Genomic DNA, 17,693 nt, shown 5'->3' with positions numbered 1-17,693 from the left:
CACGGCCATGTCTCCGTTCTTCGACTATCGCACGTATGCGATCCGAACGTTCAAAGCTCGCCCGTGCGAATTTGGCAGACGACGGTGGCCCGAAGAATTCGGTATACAGAGAATCTTGAGGTGCCCTGCCGGCTAAGCTTTGGTTAATGCGCTCCGCAGGCGCCGGTTCGTGCGGCGCGGACGCGATCTGCTAGATGGACGCCGCGGAGAGGCTCAGTGACCGTCGTTCTGGCGACACCGTCCCTCAACAGGCAACCGGCGAGGTGCAGCGATATAGCCGATATGCGCATTTTCTTAGTCCAAAACAATGGGATGATACGCTGGGGATACCTCAGCGACGCAATCGAGGAGCGCCGAATGAAAGCCGTTCGCCGCATTGGCAAGACTCCGGCCGAGCTTGGCAACACCACAGGTGTCAGCGGTTCCCCTGACATCGTGGAGCTGGATGACGGCGCTTTCGCAGTGATCGGCGTGGACATCACCGATCAGATCAGCGATCTTGATTCGTTCGGTGCACGCTGTGCTCCGAACGAGCGGGTGGTGAGAGTTCCCCGCAACACCCTCACAGCCGCCAAGAACGACATCCCGGAAGACTAGATGCTTCCGCCGACATGGGCGCTATCGGGCAGCACTCGGCTCGACCTCCAGGAATTCAGCACCGCGTTCTCGCGTGCATGGTCGCAGACGGAGTCACGCTTCCTGAAGCTCGAATGCTGGCAGGCGTACCGCGAGGCACAGGCCTGTGAGTCACAGGAGGTTTACGAGCACGGCGACATCGAAACTGCCTGTGAGCTGCTGCGGCGTGAAGCGGAGGCCGACCGGCCGCTGTATGAGGATGTCGACAAACGGCATCTGGACTATGCGCGCATACGCCTCGTCCAAGAGCCCTTGAATCCCTACCTGCGGTACGAGTTGCTGAGCTACGGTATCCGCGCCGAGATGGGCGAGAACATCGAGGTCGTTCGCTGTGATCCGGCACTTCGCCTGCCGAGCGACGAATATTTCGATGTTCTCCTGTTCGACCGGCGTACAGCCCTCATCCACGACTATGGCACCGGAGAGGTCGGACGGCAGAGCGGCGGTTGGCTCACCCACGAACCGCATGTCCTCGCTCGCCTGGAAGAGATGATCTTGGCGCTTCGCGAGGGGGCGGTCCCGCTCCAGCAGTATCTGCGCCAAGCACGGACCGAACAGTCGTAGCAGAGGCGGCCAGCGCTCGTCCTCATCCGACGCTCAGGGCGGTTGTGCCCGCGCCGCTGTTATGGTCGAGCGGTGAGGCGCCGGGGGATGAGACCCGCAGTCATCGCCACCGCCCTGGTGGTCGGCCTGGCCCTGGTGGCGGCCAGTGTGGCCGTGCCCATCCTCATGCTCCTGCGTCTGGACGATGCGACGTTGAATCGGTGGTCCCAGATCGGCCAGGCACTGGAACCTGTCGGTGTCTTCTTCTCAGGCGTAGCGTTCATCGGCATCGCCCTGACGCTCTTCCTCCAAGCTCGCGACCTCCAGAACCAGCGGGAGGAACTGGCCATCACCAGGGAAGAGCAACAGCGGAACAGCGAGGTCGCGCTGCGACAACTGCATACCGACCTCATCAAGATGGCCATCAGTGACCGCGAGCTGCGTGAGGTCTGGCCGCCCATCGCACCAGGTGTCGCCGAGACCAAGAAGGATCACTACTGCAACCTGATCCTCAACCTCCAGAAGGTCGCCTACGAAGCGCACACGATAGAACTGGCCGAGTTGCGTGGTGCGCTTCGGCATCTGATGGCGAGCCGCGACATGTACGCCTTCTGGGCGAAAGCCCGAGCCGCGCGAGGCGCCATCACCGGAGGCGACGAGGCTGAGGACTTCTTCACCGCCGAAGTCGATAGAGCCTTCGCCGACGCCGGCCCGCCACCACCGAGAGGTTTGATGCACGCCTTGGCGAGTGCACTGAGCCACTGGCGTGCAGAAAGATGAGGTATCCGGCCGGCGAGCCAGGTCTGCCGCGAAGATGGCAGCACCAGCCCGACGTCTACTGGGTGACTCTGCCGCTCGACGACCGAGTGGTCTACACGGGAAACGACGTGGCGGAAGCCATCCGTCGGCTTAACCGATGTGCGGCCGGTCGACCATCCCGGCAAACTCGCTTTCGGCCGTGCGGGCGCTCGTGTTCCGGGCCAGAGCCTGACAGCCACCACGACATCCCCCGGCTGAGCCCGCAGCAGCACGTTCGCTGAACCGCGGCGAGCCTCGCCGCACTTGAGCGTCAGACGATCAGGACTTCCAGGGTTCGGGGGCCGTGAACGCCCTCGACGCGGTTCAGTTCGATGTCGCTGGTCGCCGACGGGCCGCTGATCCAGGTCAGCGGGCGGGACGGGTCGAGGCGTTCGACCGCCTCCGGGACCGTGCGGACGATCTGGTCGCGCCGGACCACGCACAGGTGGTAGTCCGGCACCAGGGTCAGCGCGCGGCGGCCCTGGTCGGGGCCGGCGTCCAGGACGATGGTGCCGGTCTCGGCGATCGCCACCGCGCAGCCGGTCAGCACGCCGTCCAAGCCGTTCAGCTCGACGTTCGGCAGCGGCGGGTCGTCGCGGATCGCCTCGACGGAGCCCAGCCACGCGTCCGGCACGCCCGCCGGTACCGCCAGCCGTCGCGCGTCGCGGCGGGTCAGTGCCTCCACCACGGCCTCCGCCACGTCCGGCACCTCGCGCACCTGCGCCCGGTAGTCGGTCAGCCGGTCCACCAGCAGCTCGACCACGTCGACGCCGGACCTTGAGCGCTCGTACTCGCGCGGCACCGGCACGTCATCCGGGTTCTCCTCGCGCGGGACATCCGACAGGGCCGACCGTACGCGGGCCAGGATGCGGTCTCGGGAGCTCATCGGTTCGCCGCCCACCATTGACGGAACGATTCTTTCGGCGGCCGGGGGACGTCCCGTGTGTCGGACCAGGCCGACAGCGGCCCGGGAAGGCGGCGCGGCGTCCAGCGGCGCAGGCGGCCCGCCGAGCGCTGCGTCACCGACAGCCACCGCGGGGAGTTCAGCACCCGCCGCGCCGCGCCCATCGCCATCCGCTGCCCGACGTGCCCGTGCGCGACCACCTTGGAGCGCAGGTCGAGCAGCACCTCCGGGATGTTGATCGCCACCGGGCACACCTCGTAGCAGGCGCCGCACAGCGTCGAGGCGTACGGCAGCGACTCCTCCAGGGGACTCGCCAGGCCACGGAGCTGCGGCGTCAGGATCGCGCCGATCGGGCCGGGGTAGACCGAGCCGTACGCGTGGCCGCCCGCGCGCTCGTACACCGGGCAGACGTTGAGGCACGCCGAACACCGGATGCACCGCAGCGCCTGCCGCCCCACCTCGTCGGCCAGCACCGACGTGCGCCCGTTGTCGAGGAGGACGAGGTGGAAGGTCTGGCCCTCGGTGGCGCCGGTCCACATCGAGGTGTAGGGGTTCATCCGCTCGCCGGTGGACGAGCGCGGCAGCAGCTGCATGAACACCTCGAGGTCCCGCCACGTCGGCACGATCTTCTCGATGCCGACCACGGAGATCAGCGTCTCGGGGAGCGTGAGGCACATCCGCCCGTTCCCCTCCGACTCCAGCACCACGAGCGTGCCGGTCTCGGCGACGGCGAAGTTGGCCCCGGAGATGCCCACACGAGCGGACAGGAAGCGTTCGCGCAGGTGCAGGCGCGCCGCCTCGGCGAGCGCGCGCGGGTCGTCCGCCAGGCCGGCGGGCGCCGGCCGTCCCCACGAGGCCATCTTCGAGGCGAAGATCTCGCGGATCTCCGCGCGGTTGCGGTGGATGGCCGGGACGAGGATGTGGGAGGGCAGGTCGTCGCCGAGCTGCACGATCAGCTCCGCGAGATCGGTCTCGTACGCCCGGATGCCCGCGGCCTCCAGCGCCTCGTTCAGGCCGATCTCCTGGGTGGCCATCGACTTGACCTTCACGACCTCGGTCTCGCCGGTGGCCTTCACCAGGTCCGTGACGATCCGGTTGGCCTCGGCGGCGTCGGCGGCCCAGTGCACGGTGCCGCCCGCCGCCGTCACCGCGGCCTCCAGCCGCTCCAAATAGACGTCCAGGTGCCGGAGCGTACGGTCCTTGATCGCGGCGCCCGCCGCGCGCAGGGCGGCCCAGTCGGGCTGCTCGCCGACGACGGCGGCCCGCTTGGCGCGGATCGTGTGGGTGGCCTTGCGCAGGTTGTACCGCAGCTGCGCGTCCGACACGGCCGACGAAGACGCCTCCGGGAACGCGGGCATCCCCACGAAAGCGGTCATGAGGCCTCCTTCGTCGGGGAGGGTGACCACCGGGGCGCGTCTTCGATTCCTTCGCTCCGCTCGGTCATGAGCCCTCCTCGGTGCTGGCGAGGATCTCCGCGAGATGCATCACCCGGACGCCTGTGCGCTGCCGCGACAGGGCGCCGCCGATGTGCATCAGGCAGGAGTTGTCCGCGGCGCAGAGCACCTCGGCGCCGGTGTCGAGCACTCCGCGCACCTTGTCGGAGCACATCGCGGCCGAGACCGCGGGGTTCTTCAGCGAGAACGTGCCGCCGAAGCCACAGCACTCCTCCGCCCCGCCGAGCGGGAGGAGCGTCAGCCCGCGCACCGAGGACAGCAGGTCCAGCGGGCGCGACCCGACCTTCAGCGAGCGCAGCGAGTGGCAGGTCGGGTGGTAGGTGACGGTGTGCGGGAAGTACGCCCCGACGTCGGTCACACCGAGGACGTCGACGATGAACTCCGTCAGCTCGTAAACCCCGCCGGGCGGTGCGACGCCGAGGGTAGGGTACCACTCGCGGACCATCGCCGCGCACGAGCCGGACGGCACGATGACGGCCTCGTAACCGCCGAACGTCGAGACGAAGCGCCGGGCCATCGGCCGCGCGTCGTCCCGGTAGCCGGTGTTGAAGTGCATCTGGCCGCAGCACGTCTGGCCGGGCGGGAAGTCGACCTCGCAGCCGAGCCGCTCCAGCAGCCGGACGACCGCCTTGCCCGTCTCGGGGAAGAGCGTGTCGTTGACGCAGGTGAGAAAGAGCGCGACGCGCATAAGGTCAACTTAGTCCGTAGACCCGGCGAGCGGTTCCGCCCATCACCTCGAACGCCTCGTCGTCCGCGACCACCTCTTCGACCAGGGCGGTCACCTGGGCGGGCGTGGCCGCCAGTGTGCACACCGGCCAGTCCGAGCCGTACATCGTCCGGCTCGCGCCGAACGCCGCCAGCACGTGACGCGCGTACGGCAGGATGTCGGCCGGTTTCCAGTCCGGTGCCGCCTCGGTGACCAGGCCCGACAGTTTGACGGTGACGTTGGGCAGGGCCGCCATGTCGGTGATCCAGCCGGCCCACGGCTCCCACATGCCATGCGCGATGTCCGGTTTGCCGGCGTGGTCGAGGACGAAGGACACTTCGGGCAGCCGGCGCGCCAGGTCGAGGGCCGCGGCCGCCTGCGGCGGCTTGACCAGCAGGTCGTAGACGAGTCCGGCGGCGCCGACGGCCGCGACGCCGCGTACCACGGACGGGCGGGTCAGCCACCCGGGGTCCGGCTCGTCCTGTGCGAGATGCCGGATGCCGACGAGCGGCCCGGCGGCCTTCAGGTCCGCGAGGCGCTCGGCCACGTCCGGCGCCGTGAGGTCGGTCCAGCCGACGACACCCGCCACGGGCGCGGCGAGGAGCTCCCGGGTCTCCGCCTCGTCCATCACCGCCTGCACGACGACGCTCTCGCGTGCCGGGACGGCCTCGGCGTAGCGGGCGAGGTCGAAGCGGCCCCGGATCGGGTCGGCCCACGGCCCGTCCATCCAGGAGTAGTCCCGTACGGCCGTGTCCCACAGATGGTGGTGCGCGTCAACGTGAATCAAAGCTCGTCCCAGAGGGTGTCGGGGATGTCGAGTTCGAGCAGGTCGGCGTTGTCGTCGACCTCGGCGGCGGACCGGCAGCCGGCCAGCACGGAGGCCACCGCCGGATGCCGCAGCGGGAACCGCAGGGCGGCGGCGCGCAGCGGCACCCCGTACGCGGCGCAGATCTCCTCCAGCCGGGTCACCCGCGCCCGCAGCCCGGGCGGGGCCGGCCGGTAGTCGTACCGGGTGCCGCCCGCGAGCAGCCCGGTGTTGTAGACGCCGCCGACGACGACCGACGTGCCGCGGCGCTCGCAGGCCGGCAGCAGGTCCTCCAGCGCCGACCGGTCCAGAAGCGTGTAGCGGCCGGCGCACAGGACGACGTCGAGGTCGAGGCGTTCGACGAACCGGGTCAGCATCGCGGACTGGTTCATGCCCGCCCCGATGGCGCGGACGACGCCCTCCTCGCGGAGCGCGGCCAGCGCCGGGTACGCCGAGGCGTACACCTCGTCCTCGTGGTCGTCGGGGTCGTGCAGGAAGACGATGTCCACGTGGTCGGCCCCGAGACGCTCCAGCGACTCGTGCAGCGAACGCCGGACGCCCTCGGCGCTCCAGTCCCAAATGCGGCGCAGCGGCGGCGGGTCGGCGAAACCCTCCGGCTCCGGGGGCTCGCCGGAACCCAGCGGGACGAGTAGCCGCCCGACCTTCGTGGAGATCACGCACCCGCCGGGCAGGGCGGCGCCGAACCGGCGCTCGCCCCGCCCGGCGCCGTAGTGCGGCGCGGTGTCGAAGTAGCGGATCCCTCGCTCGTACGCCCGCCGTACGGTCGCGGTGGCCTCGGCGTCGGAGACCGCCTGGTACAGGCCGGCGATCCCGGCACCGCCGAGGCCCAGCGTGGTGACCTCGACCGTCGTGTCACCGAGTCGGCGCAGTTCCATCCCTAGTCCTGTGCCTGTCCCGAGGTGATCCGGCTGATGATCAGGGCGATCAGGATGATCGCGCCGTTCAGCGCGTTGATCCACTGCGCCGGCACGCCGGCCAGGGTCAGCACGTTCTGGATCATGTAGAGCAGCAGGATGCCGGTGAAGGCGCCGAAGACCGTGCCGCGTCCGCCGTTCAGCGAAACGCCGCCGATGACCGCCGCCGCGAACACCGTGAAGATCGCGCCGTTGCCCTGGCTGGCGGCCACCGACGCGAGACGGCCGGTCAGGAGCAGGCCGCCGAGGGCGGCGAGCAGCCCGCCGAGCACGAGCGTCGACCACAGCACCCGGTCCACGCGGATGCCGGCCGCGCGGGCGGCGTCGGCGTTGCCGCCGACGGCGTACAGCGACCGGCCGAACCGCGTGTAGCCGGTCACCACGATCGCGACGGCGTACAGGATGAGGCAGATCCAGACCGAGGCCGGCAGGCCGATCCACACGGCGTTGCCCAGGTAGATCATCGAGCTCGGCAGGTTGAAGAACGTCTTGCCGCCGGTGATGCCGGTGAGCAGGCCTCGCAGCACGATGAGCATGCCGAGCGTGACGATGAAGCCGTTGAGGCGGAACCGCACGATCAGCAGGCCGTTCACCGCGCCGATGACCGCGCCGACGGCCAGCGTCAGCGGGATCGACCACGCGCCGGACAGCCAGCCGAGGCCGTGCGCGACGCCGGGCGCGAGCGTCATCCACGCCGCGATGCCCGGGGCCAGGCCGAACGTCGACTCCAGCGACAGGTCCATCCGCCCGCAGATCAGCACGAGCGCCTCGGCCAGCACCAGCAGCGAGATCTCCGACTGCTGCTGCAGGACGTTGACGAGGTTGTCCCAGTGCAGGAACACCGGGCTGACGAAGTAGCCGACGATCGCGATCACGATGATCGCCGGCACCAGCGCGAGGTCACGCAGGCGCGCCAGCCGGGGCGCGGCGATCCGGTTCCCGGCCGGTGCGGCGACGACCGTCTCAGTTTCCGTCACGGATGCCCTCCATTGCGGCGATCAGCTCGTGGTCGGCCCAGCCCCGGGGCATCTCGGTAACGATCTCGCCCTTGAACAGGACGATCACCCGGTCGCACGGCCGAAGGTCATCGAGGTCGTCGGAGACGACGAGCACGCCGGCGCCGCGTGCCGCGGCGGCCGAGGCCGCCGCGAGCAACGTCTCCTTGGCCCGTACGTCGACGCCGGCGGTCGGCTGGAGCAGCACCAGCGCCGTCGGGTCGCCCGCGAGCGCGCGAGCCATCACGACCTTCTGCTGGTTTCCGCCGGACAGCGCGGCGACGGGCTGCCCGGGGCCGGCCGCCTTGATGGTCAGCCGCTCGATCGCCTCGGCGCCGAGGCGGTCGCGCCGCCGCGACCCGACGAACCCGAACCGGCCGAGGCGCTCGGGCACGGTGAGCGTGGCGTTCTCGGCGATCGACAGGTCCGGTACGAGGCCCTCGCGGTGGCGGTCCTGCGGGACGAACCCGGCGCCGGCCTTCAGCGCGGCGGGCACGCTGCCCGGCCGGGGCCGTACGCCGCCGATCTCGACCGTGCCGGAACCGGCGCGGCGCAGGCCGACGATGGACTCGCCGACGGCCATCTTCCCCGAGCCGCCCGACCCGGCCAGCCCGACGACCTCGCCGGCGGCGACCGTCAGCGACACGTCGTGGAAGACACCCGGCAGGCCGAGGCCGTCGACCCGCAGTGCCGGCGTGGCACCCTCCCGCGGCGCCGGGCGTTCGGCGGGCGGTTCGATCAGGCCGGTCGCCTCCCCGGTCATCGCGGCGACGAGCGCCGGCTTGTCCAGCTCGGCCACGGGCGAGGTCACGATGTGCCGCGCGTCGCGCATCACCGTGACGGTGTCGCACACCTCGTACACCTCGTCGAGGTGGTGGCTGATGAACAGGAACGTCACCCCGGCCTCGCGCAGCGAGCGCATGCGGGTGAACAGCCGCTCGATCGCGCTGCCGTCGAGCTGCGCGGTCGGCTCGTCCAGGATGATGAACCGCGAGCCGTGCGACAGGGCTCGTGCGATCTCCACGAGCTGACGCTGTTCGACGCTGAGCCGCTCGGCCGGCGCCCGTACGTCGACGTCGACCTCCCAGGCGTCGAGGAGTTCGCGGGCGCGGCGGCGGAGCCCGCCCCAGGAGATCAGGCCCGCCCCCTGCCGGTTCAGATAGAGGTTCTCGGCGACGGACAACGAGGGGATGACGGTGGATCGCTGGTAGACGCAGGCGACGCGGCTGCGCCACGCTTCGCGGTCGGCCACCGGCGGCGCGGGCTCGCCGCCGAACTCCACCGATCCGGAGTCCGGCGGCACCAGGCCGGTGAGGACCGACACGAGCGTCGACTTGCCCGCGCCGTTGCGGCCGACGAGCGCGTGCACCTGCCCGCCGGTCACCTCCAGCGACACCTCATCCAGCGCGACGGTCACCCCGAACCGCTTGCTGATCGCGTGTGCCGCCGCGACCGGCCGTGTCGTCTCCGCACGGCCGGGCGCGGCGCCTTCGGGAGCCGTCATTTGATTTGATTGCCCCAGAGTGAGGGGTCGGTCGACTTCAGCGAGCCCGGGTAGGACCCGTCCTTGGTGACCAGCGGTGCGGGCAGCTGGTCCTCCAGCACGCCGGGCCGCGGCGCGACGATGGTCGAGCCGTGGTCGGTCTTGCCGGGGGAGAACTTCTGCCCGGCGATGGCGGCCTTGATGTAGTACAGCGCGTACTTGGCGTACAGGTCGGCGGGCTGGGACACGGTCGCGTCGATCTGCCCGGCCGCGATCGCCTTCATCTCCTCGGGGATGCCGTCGTTGGAGATGATCGCGATGTGCTTGGGGTTACTCGGCGGGACCAGCAGGCCCTTCTGCTTGAGCACGTTCAGCGTGGGGGCGAGGAACGCGCCGCCGGCCTGCATGTAGATCCCGTTGATGTCGGGGTTGGCGGCGAGGGCGGTCTGCAGCTTGTTCGCCCCGACGTCACCCTTCCACTCGGTCGGCAGGCCGATGACCTTGATGTTCTTGTAGTTCTGCGCCATGCACTGGTTGAAGGCGTCGGTACGGTCACGGCCGTTGATCGAGGCCAGGTCGCCCTCCAACATGGCGACCTTGCCCTTGCCCTTCAGCGTGTCGCCGAGGAACTTGCAGGCCTTCTGCCCGTACGCCACGTTGTCGGCGCGGACGACCATGTACACGTCGCCCTTGTCGGGGCGGGTGTCGACGCTGACGACGGGGATCTTCTTCTGTTTGAGCTGGCTCAGGGTGGGGGCGACCGCGGCGGTGTCCTGCGGGGCGAGGACGACGCCCTTGACGCCCTGGCCGATGAGCGTCTGGACGTTGGCGGTGAGCTTGGCGATGTCGTTCTCGGAGTTGGTGGTCTTGAGGTCCAGTCCGAGTTGCTTGCCGAACTGCGGAACGTACTTGATGTATGAATTCCAGAAGTCGGTGTCCGAGCGGGGGTAGTCGACTCCGACGACCTTGCCCCCTCCCGCACCACCGCCGCTGCTGTTGTTGCAGGCCGACACCAGCAGCGCTGCGGCGGCGAGCGAGGCGCCGGCCGCGAGGGTCTTTCGCTTCATAGCGATCTCCTCAGGATTTGTCTGGTCGCAGTCGCAGGCCGTCCATGCCCCCGTCGACCGCCAGCGCCGTTCCTGTCGTGGCCGACGCGAGCGGGCTGGCCAGGTAGGCGATCGCCGCGGCGACCTCCTGCGCGCTGACCAGGCGCCCGGTCGGCTGGCGGGCCTCCAACGCGGCCCGTTCCGCTTCGGGGTCGTCGGCCGCCTCCAGCAGCCGGCCGATCCACGGTGTGTCCGCGGTTCCGGGGTTCACGCAGGTGACACGGATCCCCTCCCGCAGGTGGTCCGCCGCCATCGCGCGGGTGAGCGACAGCACGGCACCCTTCGTCGCCGAGTACAGCGCCCGGGCCGGCAGCCCTGCGGTGGCCGCGATCGAGCAGGTGTTGACGATCGCGGCGTGCTCGGACCGGCGCAGGTACGGCAGGGCGGCCCGGCTCGTCCGCACCATGCCGAACACGTTCACGTCGAAGACGCGCCGCCACTCGTCGTCGTCGTTGTCCTCGACCGTGCCCTGCGCGCCGATGCCCGCGTTGTTGACCAGGACGTCGAGGCCGCCGAGGTGCTCGGCCGCGTCCTCGACCGCCGCACGGACCTGCGCGTCGTCCCGGACGTCCGCCTTGACCCCGTACAGCGGCTCCGGCGGGCCGGACAGGTCCAGGCAGGCGACGGACGCGCCGCGTTCGGCGAGCAGCCGCGCGGTGGCGAGCCCGATGCCGGACGCGCCGCCGGTGACCAGCGCTCTCATGCCGGTGAACTCCACGGTGTCATGACCTCCAGACAGGGCCGTCGGGATAGGCGTACTCGGCTCGGCTCTCGGCCTTGATCTCGGCCGACATCCCCGGGGCGTCCGGCGCGAGGTAGTGGCCGTCGCGCACCCGTACGGGATCGGTGAAGTGCTCGTGCAGGTGGTCGACGTACTCGATCACGCGGTCCTGGGTGGAGCCGCTGACCGCGAGGTAGTCGAACATGGACAGGTGCTGGACGACCTCGCACAGGCCGACGCCGCCGGCGTGCGGGCAGACCGGCACGCCGTACTTGGCGGCGAGCAGCAGGATCGCGACGTTCTCGGTGACGCCGGAGACCCGGCACGCGTCGAGCTGCAGGAAGTCGATCGCGTCGGCCTGGAGCAGCTGCTTGAAGATCACCCGGTTGGCGACGTGCTCGCCGGTCGCGACCCGCACCGGGCGCACCCCCGCACGGACCGCGGCGTGGCCGAGGACGTCGTCGGGGCTCGTCGGCTCCTCGATCCACCACGGGTCGTACGGCTTGAGCGCGTTGACCCACGTGATGGCCTGCTCGACGTCCCAGCGCTGGTTGGCGTCGATCGCGATCCGGATGTCCGGGCCGACCGCCTCGCGCGCCAGACGCATGCGGCGTACGTCGTCGTCCAGGTCGGAGCCGACCTTGAGCTTGATCTGGGTGAAGCCGTCGGCGACCGCCTCGCGGGAGAGGCGTACGAGCTTGTCGTCGGTGTAGCCGAGCCAGCCGGGCGTGGTCGCGTACCCGGGGTAGCCGGTGGCGAGCAGCGCGGCCTCGCGCTCGGCCCGCCCGTCCCGGGCAGCCCGGAGCAGGTCGAGGGCCTCGGCGGGGCGCAGCGCGTCGGTGAGGTACCGCCAGTCGACGAGATCGACGACCTGCTCGGGCGGCAGGTCCGCCAGCAGCCGCCAGACGGGCTTGCCCGCGACCCGGCCGGCGAGGTCGAACGCGGCGTTGATCAGGGCGGCGGCGGCCATGTGCACGACGCCCTTCTCCGGGCCGAGCCAGCGCGTGTGCGAGTCGTGGGTCAGCCGCCGGGCGAACTCCCCCAGGTCGGCCGGGTCCAGCTCACGGCCCACGACGAGGGGCGCGTACGCCTCGATGGCCGCGGTGCACACCTCGGTGCCGCGCCCGATGGTGAAGCAGAAGCCGTGCCCCTCCGCGCCCGTGTCGGCGTGCAGCACGGCGTACGCGGCCGAGTAGTCGGGGTCGGGGTTCATGGCGTCCGAGCCGTCGAGCCGCCGTGAGGTCGGGAACCGGACGTCGTGGACGTCGAGCGATGTGATCCTCATGCCAGCCTCTGCCGCTGCCGGCCGAGGCCGTCGATCTCCAGCTCGACGACGTCGCCCGTGCGGAGGTACGGGGTGCCGGGGCGGGCCATCGCGACCCCGGCCGGGGTGCCGGTGTTGATGACGTCACCGGGGTCCAGCACCATGAACTGGCTGAGGTACCAGATCAGGTGGTCGATCCCGAAGATCATGTCCTTGGTGTTGCCGTCCTGGCGCAGCTCGCCGTTGACCCAGAGCCGCAGGCCGAGGTTCTGCGGGTCGGAGACCTCGTCGGCGGTGACGAGGTAGGGCCCGAGCGGGTTGAAGGTCTCGCACGACTTGCCCTTGTCCCAGGTGCCGCCGCGTTCGAGCTGGTACTCACGCTCGGAGACGTCGTTGGCGATCGCGTAGCCCGCGATGAGGGCCCGCGCCTCCTCCGGCGAGTCCAGGTAGCGGGCGCGGCCCTTCAGCACGACGGCGAGCTCGACCTCGTAGTCGGTCTTCTCGCTGCCGCGCGGGATGAGGACGTCGTCGGTCGGCCCGACGACGGTGTTGACGGCCTTCATGAAGATGATCGGCTCGTCCGGGATCGCGGCCCCGGTCTCCTCGGCGTGGTCGCGGTAGTTCAGGCCGATGCAGACGACCTTGCCGGGCCGCGCCACGGGCGCGCCGACCCGCTTGGTGTTCTGGATCCGGGGCAGCTCACCCGCCTCGTACGCGGCCCGCAGGTCGTCCAGACCGGTCGCGAGGAAGGCGGGGTCGATGTCGCGGGTCACGCCGGACAGGTCGAGGAGCGTCCCGTCCTCGGCCAGAATCGCGGGCCGTTCGGCGCCCTCCGGTCCGACACGCAGCAGCTTCACGGAGCCGTCCTTCCTGGATCGTGTACTGGTCCGACCTCTGAGTCAGTCATCGGACCTCTGGTACGGACATGACACCATCAACCGCCGATCTCCTGGCAATACCCTGTTGCAGATTTGTTACATTGCGCGGATTGGTCGGATCTGTCACGCTCGTACAGAATGCTGCTCAAGACGCTGATCAGGCGCGGGGAGGGAGGAGCGAGTGCCGGATGAGACCGCCGCCAGGACCACGGTCACCGAGCGGGCGATCGAGAAGATCAAGGCCAAGATCGCTTCCGGGGAGCTGGAGCCTGGGCAGCGGCTGCCGACCGAACGCGACCTCGCGGCCGAGCTCGGCCTGTCGCGCAGCTCGATGCGCGAGGCGATCCGGGCGCTGACCGTCATGGGCGTGCTGGAGGCCCGGCACGGCGCGGGCATCTACGTCACCCGGCTGGAGCCGGGCGACCTGCTGGAGACCTTCGGCGTGGTGGCGGAGATCTCGCGGGGCTCGACGCTGCTGCACCTCGTCCAGGTCAGGAAGATCCTCGAACCGGCGGCGGCCGCCGCCGCGGCGGCGCGCATCGACGAGGCCGGCCTGGCCCGCCTGCGCGCCGAGATGAACGCGATGGAGCGCGGCACGACCGCCGAGGAGATCGTGGGACACGACCTGGAGTTCCACCGGATCGTCACCGAGGCCGCGGCGAACCCGGTGCTGGCGGCGATCCTCGGCGGCCTGAACAGCCGCACCTTCCGCGCCCGGGTCTGGCGGGGGTACCGGGAGGAGGGCGTGTTCCCGCGAACGTTCACCGAACACGACCAGATCTACCGCGCCCTGGCCGAACGCGACCCGGACGGCGCCCGCGTCGCGGCGGCCGTCCACATCGGCGCGGTCGAGGACTGGGCCCGCCGCCAGGCCGGCGAGGATCCATCAGGAGTCGAGTGAAGGAGGACGGATCGTTGCGGATCGCGCTGCACACACGCCTCGCACCGGGGCGTGAGGAGGAGTACGAAGAGGCCCACCGGTCGGTGCCGGCGGAACTCGTGGCCGCCATCAGGGCGGCGGGCGCCCACGACTGGACGATCTGGCGCGACGGCCTGGACCTGTTCCACGTCATCGACTGCGACGACTACGCGGCCATGCTGGCCGCCCTGGAGAACCTCCCGGTCAACGTCGCCTGGCAGGCGCGGATGGCGGGCTACCTCGACGTGATCCACGACTACTCCGACGCGGACCAGAGCCTCCCCGAGGTCTGGCACCTCCCACCCGAAGCCTGACCAGACGGGCGGGCCGGTGGCCGCGCCGGCGTACGGGCCGACCTCTGCGCTACCACTTATGATTGCGCGATGTCGCTCGCAGTGCTCCGGACTCGGCTGCTGATGGTGATATCGGCGGCCGGCTTCGCAGGCGCGGCCTACGCGATTCGCGCCGCGATGGACGGGCCCGTCGAACAGTACTCAGGCGCCGCCTTCTCCGCGGCCATCGTCTACACGATAGTGATCTTCATCTGGCCGCCGATCTCCCCACTGCCCGCCGGCAGCGCCGCGATCGCATACTGCTGGTTCATCGAGTTCGCACAGCTCACCCCCATACCCGCGGCACTCTCGCAACGCAGCTGGCTCGCGCGCCAGCTGCTAGGCGCCCAGTTCGACCTCATTGATGTCGCCTGGTACCCCGTCGGCGTCATCCCGTTGGTCGCCGCGCATTGGTTCCTCCGGGCCCGCGCACGTTCCCGAACAGACCTGGCACCCGCTGAGCCCTAGTCTCGATGGACTAGATCTCCACGGACTCGCCCGGCCGCAGTCGTTGGAAGTCGGCGTCCTGTCGCTTGCCCTCGCCGGAGAGCTGGCTCTCCAGCAGGCCCAGGCCGGCCTCGTTCAGCAGGCCGTCGTGCACCGCGTACGCACGCCTGGGTTCGACCTCCCGCAGGTACTGGATCATCTCCGGGGCCTTCATCCACGGCGCCTGGCCGGGGACCAGCAGCGTCGGCGCCCGTACGACGGTGAACGCGTCGCCGGGGTGGAAGACCTCCTCGTCGATGAAGAAGCCCACGTTGTCCACCGGCGGCACGTCCGGGTGGACGATCTCGTGCTTCTGCCCGACGACGGAGACCTCGAAGCCCGCGATGGTGAGCGAGTCGCCCTCCCCGACCGCACGGACCCGGTCGCCGACGTCGCCGAGGATGCCGGCGACGGCCCGGCACGTGTAGACGGTGAGACGCGGATCGTCGGCCAGGGCCCGGCGCAGGCGCTCGGCCTCCAGGTGGTCGAAGTGCTCGTGCGTGATGAGCACGGCCTCGGCGCCTGTGATCGCGTCGTCCTCCGGCGTGAGGCCGCCGGGGTCGATGACGAGAGTGCGATCGTCCTTGCGCAGGCGCACGCAGGCGTGGCCCAGCTTGGTCAGCTGCATTCCTCTCACCCCATCTTTCGGCTCCAACGATCTTTTCACGCCGTCCTGGTCCCGGCTCAGCCGACGTCGCGGCGGATCAGGTCTTCCAGGGTCTCGCGGCGGACCAGCGGCCGGGCGCGCCCGCCGTGTACGGCGACGACCGGCGGCCGGGCGACCTGGTTGTAGTTGGAGGCCATCGAGTGGTGGTACGCGCCGGTGCACGGCACGGCGAGCAGGTCGCCCGGCCGTACGTCCGCGGGCAGCGGCACGTCCGCGGCGATCACATCGCCCGCCTCGCAGTGCCGCCCGACGACCGTGGCCGGGGCCTCGCCCGCGCTCGAGCCCGGCCCGACCCGGGCGACCGAATAGCGGCTGCCGTACAGGGCGGGCCGGGGATTGTCGCTCATGCCGCCGTCGACCACGACGAACGTCCGGGCGCCGTGCTTGACCGCGACGACCCGGTAGAGCGTCACGCCCGCGGACGCGACGATCGCGCGGCCGGGCTCGACGGTCAGCGACGGTTCGGGGACCCCGCGTACGGCGCACTCCTGCGCGACGGCCACGACCACGCGGTCGGCGAAGGTGTGGACGTCGAGGCCGTGCTCGTCCGGCCGGTACGCCACCGCGTGGCCGCCGCCGAGGTTCAGCTCCGGCAGGCCACCGAACCCCGCCATGAAGGCGACGAGCCGCCGCGCCGCCGTCGCGTAGCCGTCCGGCTCGCCGATCTGCGAGCCGAGGTGGCAGTGCAGGCCGGCGAGCGCGAGCGCGGGCTGGCCGAGCACGCGGCGTACGACGTCGCCGGCGGCGCCCGAGGCGAGGGACAGCCCGAACTTCTGGTCCTCGAGGCCGGTCGCCATCGCGCGGTGGACGTGCGGGTCGACCCCGGGTGTCACCCGTACGAGGACCTTCCGCGGGTGACGGCGGTCGCCGGCCAGCGCGGCCAGGCGCGCCACCTCCCCCGCCGAGTCGACCACGATCCGCCCCACGCCGTACTCCAGCGCGGCGGCCAGGTCCTCCGGCGTCTTGCCGTTGCCGTGCAGCAGGATCCGCTCGGCCGGGAAACCGACCGACCGGGCCAGGGCGAGTTCGCCGGCGGAGCACACGTCGAGCCACAGGCCCTCCTCGTCCACCCAGCGGGCCATGGCCCGGCAGAGGAACGCCTTGCCCGCGTACGCGACGCGGTGCGGGTGGAGGGCCTTGCGGTACTCACGGCACCGGTGCCGTACGTGCTCCTCGTCGAGGACGTAGACGGGGGTGCCGAAGCGCTCGGCGATCTCGGTGAGGGGCACGCCGCCCACGGAGCGCGCGGGGTCGGCGGTGAGGGGCCAGATGTTCATCGGTCGCCCAGCGTCACGCGGTGCAGGACCAGGGTGGTGGAGGTGTGACCGCCGGCGTTGCGCAGCTCGTTCACGGCGCTGTCGAGGTCGGCGAGGGCCGGGCAGGTGAGGCGTACCTCGTAGTCGCAGTCGCCGGCGAGACGCCAGGCGTCCATGACGGCGGGTTCGGCGCGCAGGTGCCTCTCGAAGACCTCATGCTCGGCGCCGCCGACCAGCCGTACGCGGACCAGCGCCACCAGTGCGCTCGGCGCCGGCGGGTGTCCCATGACATCCATGCGACCGACGTTAGGGATGAAAACGGCAGGTCGGGCGGGTACGTACGGATCCCTCACGCCCGCGGGCGCGTCATTGACGCGTTCCTAACGGCCCCCGAACACCACCCGGAACGCCGATCGCCCCGGACCAGGCGGTCCGGGGCGATCGGCTCCGTTCGGTCAGACGGACTTGTCGGCGAGGCGGAACGTCACATCTCCCTGTTCGTCGACGCTCGCGTCGAGTGTCATCTCGTCGAGGATCGACGCGGCGTCCGGTTCGAGGTAGACACGCGCCCCCTGTTCCTCGACGACCTCGTCGCCCGCCTGGGGGCCCTCGGCCACCGCCAGGGCCAGTGTGCCCGCCTGCTCGGGCTCGGACTGCGTCGCGATCCGCAGCCCGGTCTGCGGAGAGAGCTCGGGTTGGCTTGTGACGGTACGGATCACCTGAACCGCCGAGTCGGTCAGCGTGAGCACAGTCAACAGCTCCTTCTGGTCGGGTTCGTGAGTCACACGACCGGGGCCGTGCTTGC

The 17,693-nt window shown here is 70.6% G+C and carries 21 protein-coding genes; 6 read left to right on the top strand and 15 right to left on the bottom strand.

All coding sequences use genetic code 11. The features are described 5' to 3' along the window. Positions 1-357 precede the first annotated feature (357 nt). The 3 genes from OG417_RS08805 to OG417_RS08795 all read left to right on the top strand — a co-directional run bounded on the left by OG417_RS08805 (position 358) and on the right by OG417_RS08795 (position 1,959). Positions 358-597, top strand: coding sequence for a hypothetical protein (locus OG417_RS08805; RefSeq protein ID WP_329252378.1), 240 nt, complete (start codon positions 358-360; stop codon positions 595-597). Further along, the gene (locus tag OG417_RS08800) at positions 598-1,200 is read left to right on the top strand and encodes a DUF6879 family protein (protein ID WP_329252375.1); all 603 of its coding nucleotides are present in this window, start codon (positions 598-600) and stop codon (positions 1,198-1,200) included. It begins immediately after the preceding gene. 87 nt (positions 1,201-1,287) lie between these two features. Then, complete coding sequence (locus OG417_RS08795; protein ID WP_329252373.1) at positions 1,288-1,959, top strand: DUF6082 family protein; 672 nt, start codon at positions 1,288-1,290, stop codon at positions 1,957-1,959. A gap of 289 nt (positions 1,960-2,248) precedes the next feature. Here OG417_RS08795 and OG417_RS08790 read toward each other — a convergent pair whose 3' ends face one another. The 11 genes from OG417_RS08790 to OG417_RS08740 all read right to left on the bottom strand — a co-directional run bounded on the left by OG417_RS08790 (position 2,249) and on the right by OG417_RS08740 (position 13,207). Next, positions 2,249-2,863 carry a LutC/YkgG family protein gene (locus OG417_RS08790; RefSeq protein ID WP_329252370.1) on the bottom strand — a complete coding sequence of 205 codons (615 nt, stop codon included), beginning with the start codon at positions 2,861-2,863 and terminating at the stop codon, positions 2,249-2,251. Beyond that, entirely contained in the window at positions 2,860-4,257 is a 1,398-nt protein-coding gene (locus OG417_RS08785) for a lactate utilization protein B (RefSeq protein WP_442875666.1), read from the bottom strand. Before OG417_RS08785 ends, OG417_RS08790 begins: the two co-directional genes overlap by 4 nt. A 64-nt stretch (positions 4,258-4,321) precedes the next feature. Further along, positions 4,322-5,023: a (Fe-S)-binding protein gene (locus OG417_RS08780; protein ID WP_329252367.1), complete on the bottom strand. Its 702-nt coding sequence runs from the start codon at positions 5,021-5,023 to the stop codon at positions 4,322-4,324. A gap of 4 nt (positions 5,024-5,027) precedes the next feature. Further along, positions 5,028-5,828, bottom strand: a complete 801-nt coding sequence (locus tag OG417_RS08775) for an amidohydrolase family protein (protein ID WP_329252364.1) — start codon at positions 5,826-5,828, stop codon at positions 5,028-5,030. Further along, on the bottom strand, positions 5,825-6,742 hold the full coding sequence (locus OG417_RS08770; RefSeq protein ID WP_329252361.1) for an aldo/keto reductase: 918 nt from the start codon (positions 6,740-6,742) through the stop codon (positions 5,825-5,827). The genes OG417_RS08775 and OG417_RS08770 overlap by 4 nt, the downstream gene beginning before the upstream one ends. 2 nt (positions 6,743-6,744) lie before the next feature. After that, positions 6,745-7,758: an ABC transporter permease gene (locus tag OG417_RS08765; protein ID WP_329252357.1), complete on the bottom strand. Its 1,014-nt coding sequence runs from the start codon at positions 7,756-7,758 to the stop codon at positions 6,745-6,747. Beyond that, positions 7,745-9,280: a sugar ABC transporter ATP-binding protein gene (locus OG417_RS08760; protein ID WP_329252354.1), complete on the bottom strand. Its 1,536-nt coding sequence runs from the start codon at positions 9,278-9,280 to the stop codon at positions 7,745-7,747. Before OG417_RS08760 ends, OG417_RS08765 begins: the two co-directional genes overlap by 14 nt. Next, positions 9,277-10,326 (bottom strand): sugar ABC transporter substrate-binding protein, encoded by a 1,050-nt coding sequence (locus OG417_RS08755; RefSeq protein WP_329252353.1) that lies wholly within the window; start codon positions 10,324-10,326, stop codon positions 9,277-9,279. Before OG417_RS08755 ends, OG417_RS08760 begins: the two co-directional genes overlap by 4 nt. 10 nt (positions 10,327-10,336) lie before the next feature. Beyond that, on the bottom strand, positions 10,337-11,068 hold the full coding sequence (locus OG417_RS08750; protein WP_329252350.1) for an SDR family NAD(P)-dependent oxidoreductase: 732 nt from the start codon (positions 11,066-11,068) through the stop codon (positions 10,337-10,339). A gap of 19 nt (positions 11,069-11,087) precedes the next feature. After that, positions 11,088-12,371, bottom strand: a complete 1,284-nt coding sequence (locus OG417_RS08745; RefSeq protein WP_329252347.1) for an enolase C-terminal domain-like protein — start codon at positions 12,369-12,371, stop codon at positions 11,088-11,090. Then, positions 12,368-13,207, bottom strand: a complete 840-nt coding sequence (locus OG417_RS08740) for a fumarylacetoacetate hydrolase family protein (RefSeq protein ID WP_329252344.1) — start codon at positions 13,205-13,207, stop codon at positions 12,368-12,370. The genes OG417_RS08745 and OG417_RS08740 overlap by 4 nt, the downstream gene beginning before the upstream one ends. A 202-nt stretch (positions 13,208-13,409) precedes the next feature. On the opposite strand from OG417_RS08740, the gene OG417_RS08735 reads away from it, so the two are divergent. The 3 genes from OG417_RS08735 to OG417_RS08725 all read left to right on the top strand — a co-directional run bounded on the left by OG417_RS08735 (position 13,410) and on the right by OG417_RS08725 (position 14,947). Further along, entirely contained in the window at positions 13,410-14,129 is a 720-nt protein-coding gene (locus OG417_RS08735) for a FadR/GntR family transcriptional regulator (protein ID WP_329252342.1), read from the top strand. After that, positions 14,126-14,461, top strand: a complete 336-nt coding sequence (locus tag OG417_RS08730) for an L-rhamnose mutarotase (protein WP_329252340.1) — start codon at positions 14,126-14,128, stop codon at positions 14,459-14,461. Before OG417_RS08735 ends, OG417_RS08730 begins: the two co-directional genes overlap by 4 nt. Positions 14,462-14,530: 69 nt before the next feature. After that, positions 14,531-14,947, top strand: coding sequence for a ribosomal maturation YjgA family protein (locus OG417_RS08725; protein ID WP_329252337.1), 417 nt, complete (start codon positions 14,531-14,533; stop codon positions 14,945-14,947). Between the two features lie 10 nt (positions 14,948-14,957). Here OG417_RS08725 and OG417_RS08720 read toward each other — a convergent pair whose 3' ends face one another. The 4 genes from OG417_RS08720 to OG417_RS08705 form a co-directional block, all read right to left on the bottom strand. Continuing rightward, positions 14,958-15,593, bottom strand: a complete 636-nt coding sequence (locus OG417_RS08720) for an MBL fold metallo-hydrolase (RefSeq protein WP_329252333.1) — start codon at positions 15,591-15,593, stop codon at positions 14,958-14,960. Between the two features lie 56 nt (positions 15,594-15,649). Beyond that, positions 15,650-16,909: a diaminopimelate decarboxylase gene (gene lysA, locus OG417_RS08715; RefSeq protein ID WP_329252330.1), complete on the bottom strand. Its 1,260-nt coding sequence runs from the start codon at positions 16,907-16,909 to the stop codon at positions 15,650-15,652. Next, positions 16,906-17,184, bottom strand: a complete 279-nt coding sequence (locus OG417_RS08710) for an Lrp/AsnC ligand binding domain-containing protein (RefSeq protein ID WP_329252327.1) — start codon at positions 17,182-17,184, stop codon at positions 16,906-16,908. Before OG417_RS08710 ends, lysA begins: the two co-directional genes overlap by 4 nt. A 159-nt stretch (positions 17,185-17,343) precedes the next feature. Next, positions 17,344-17,637, bottom strand: coding sequence for an iron-sulfur cluster biosynthesis family protein (locus OG417_RS08705; protein ID WP_329262195.1), 294 nt, complete (start codon positions 17,635-17,637; stop codon positions 17,344-17,346). Positions 17,638-17,693: the final 56 nt, after the last annotated feature.

Origin of the sequence: Actinoallomurus sp. NBC_01490, assembly GCF_036227085.1 — a bacterium.
GTDB lineage: Bacteria > Actinomycetota > Actinomycetes > Streptosporangiales > Streptosporangiaceae > Actinoallomurus > Actinoallomurus oryzae.
This window is presented reverse-complemented; position numbering and strand designations above follow the sequence as displayed.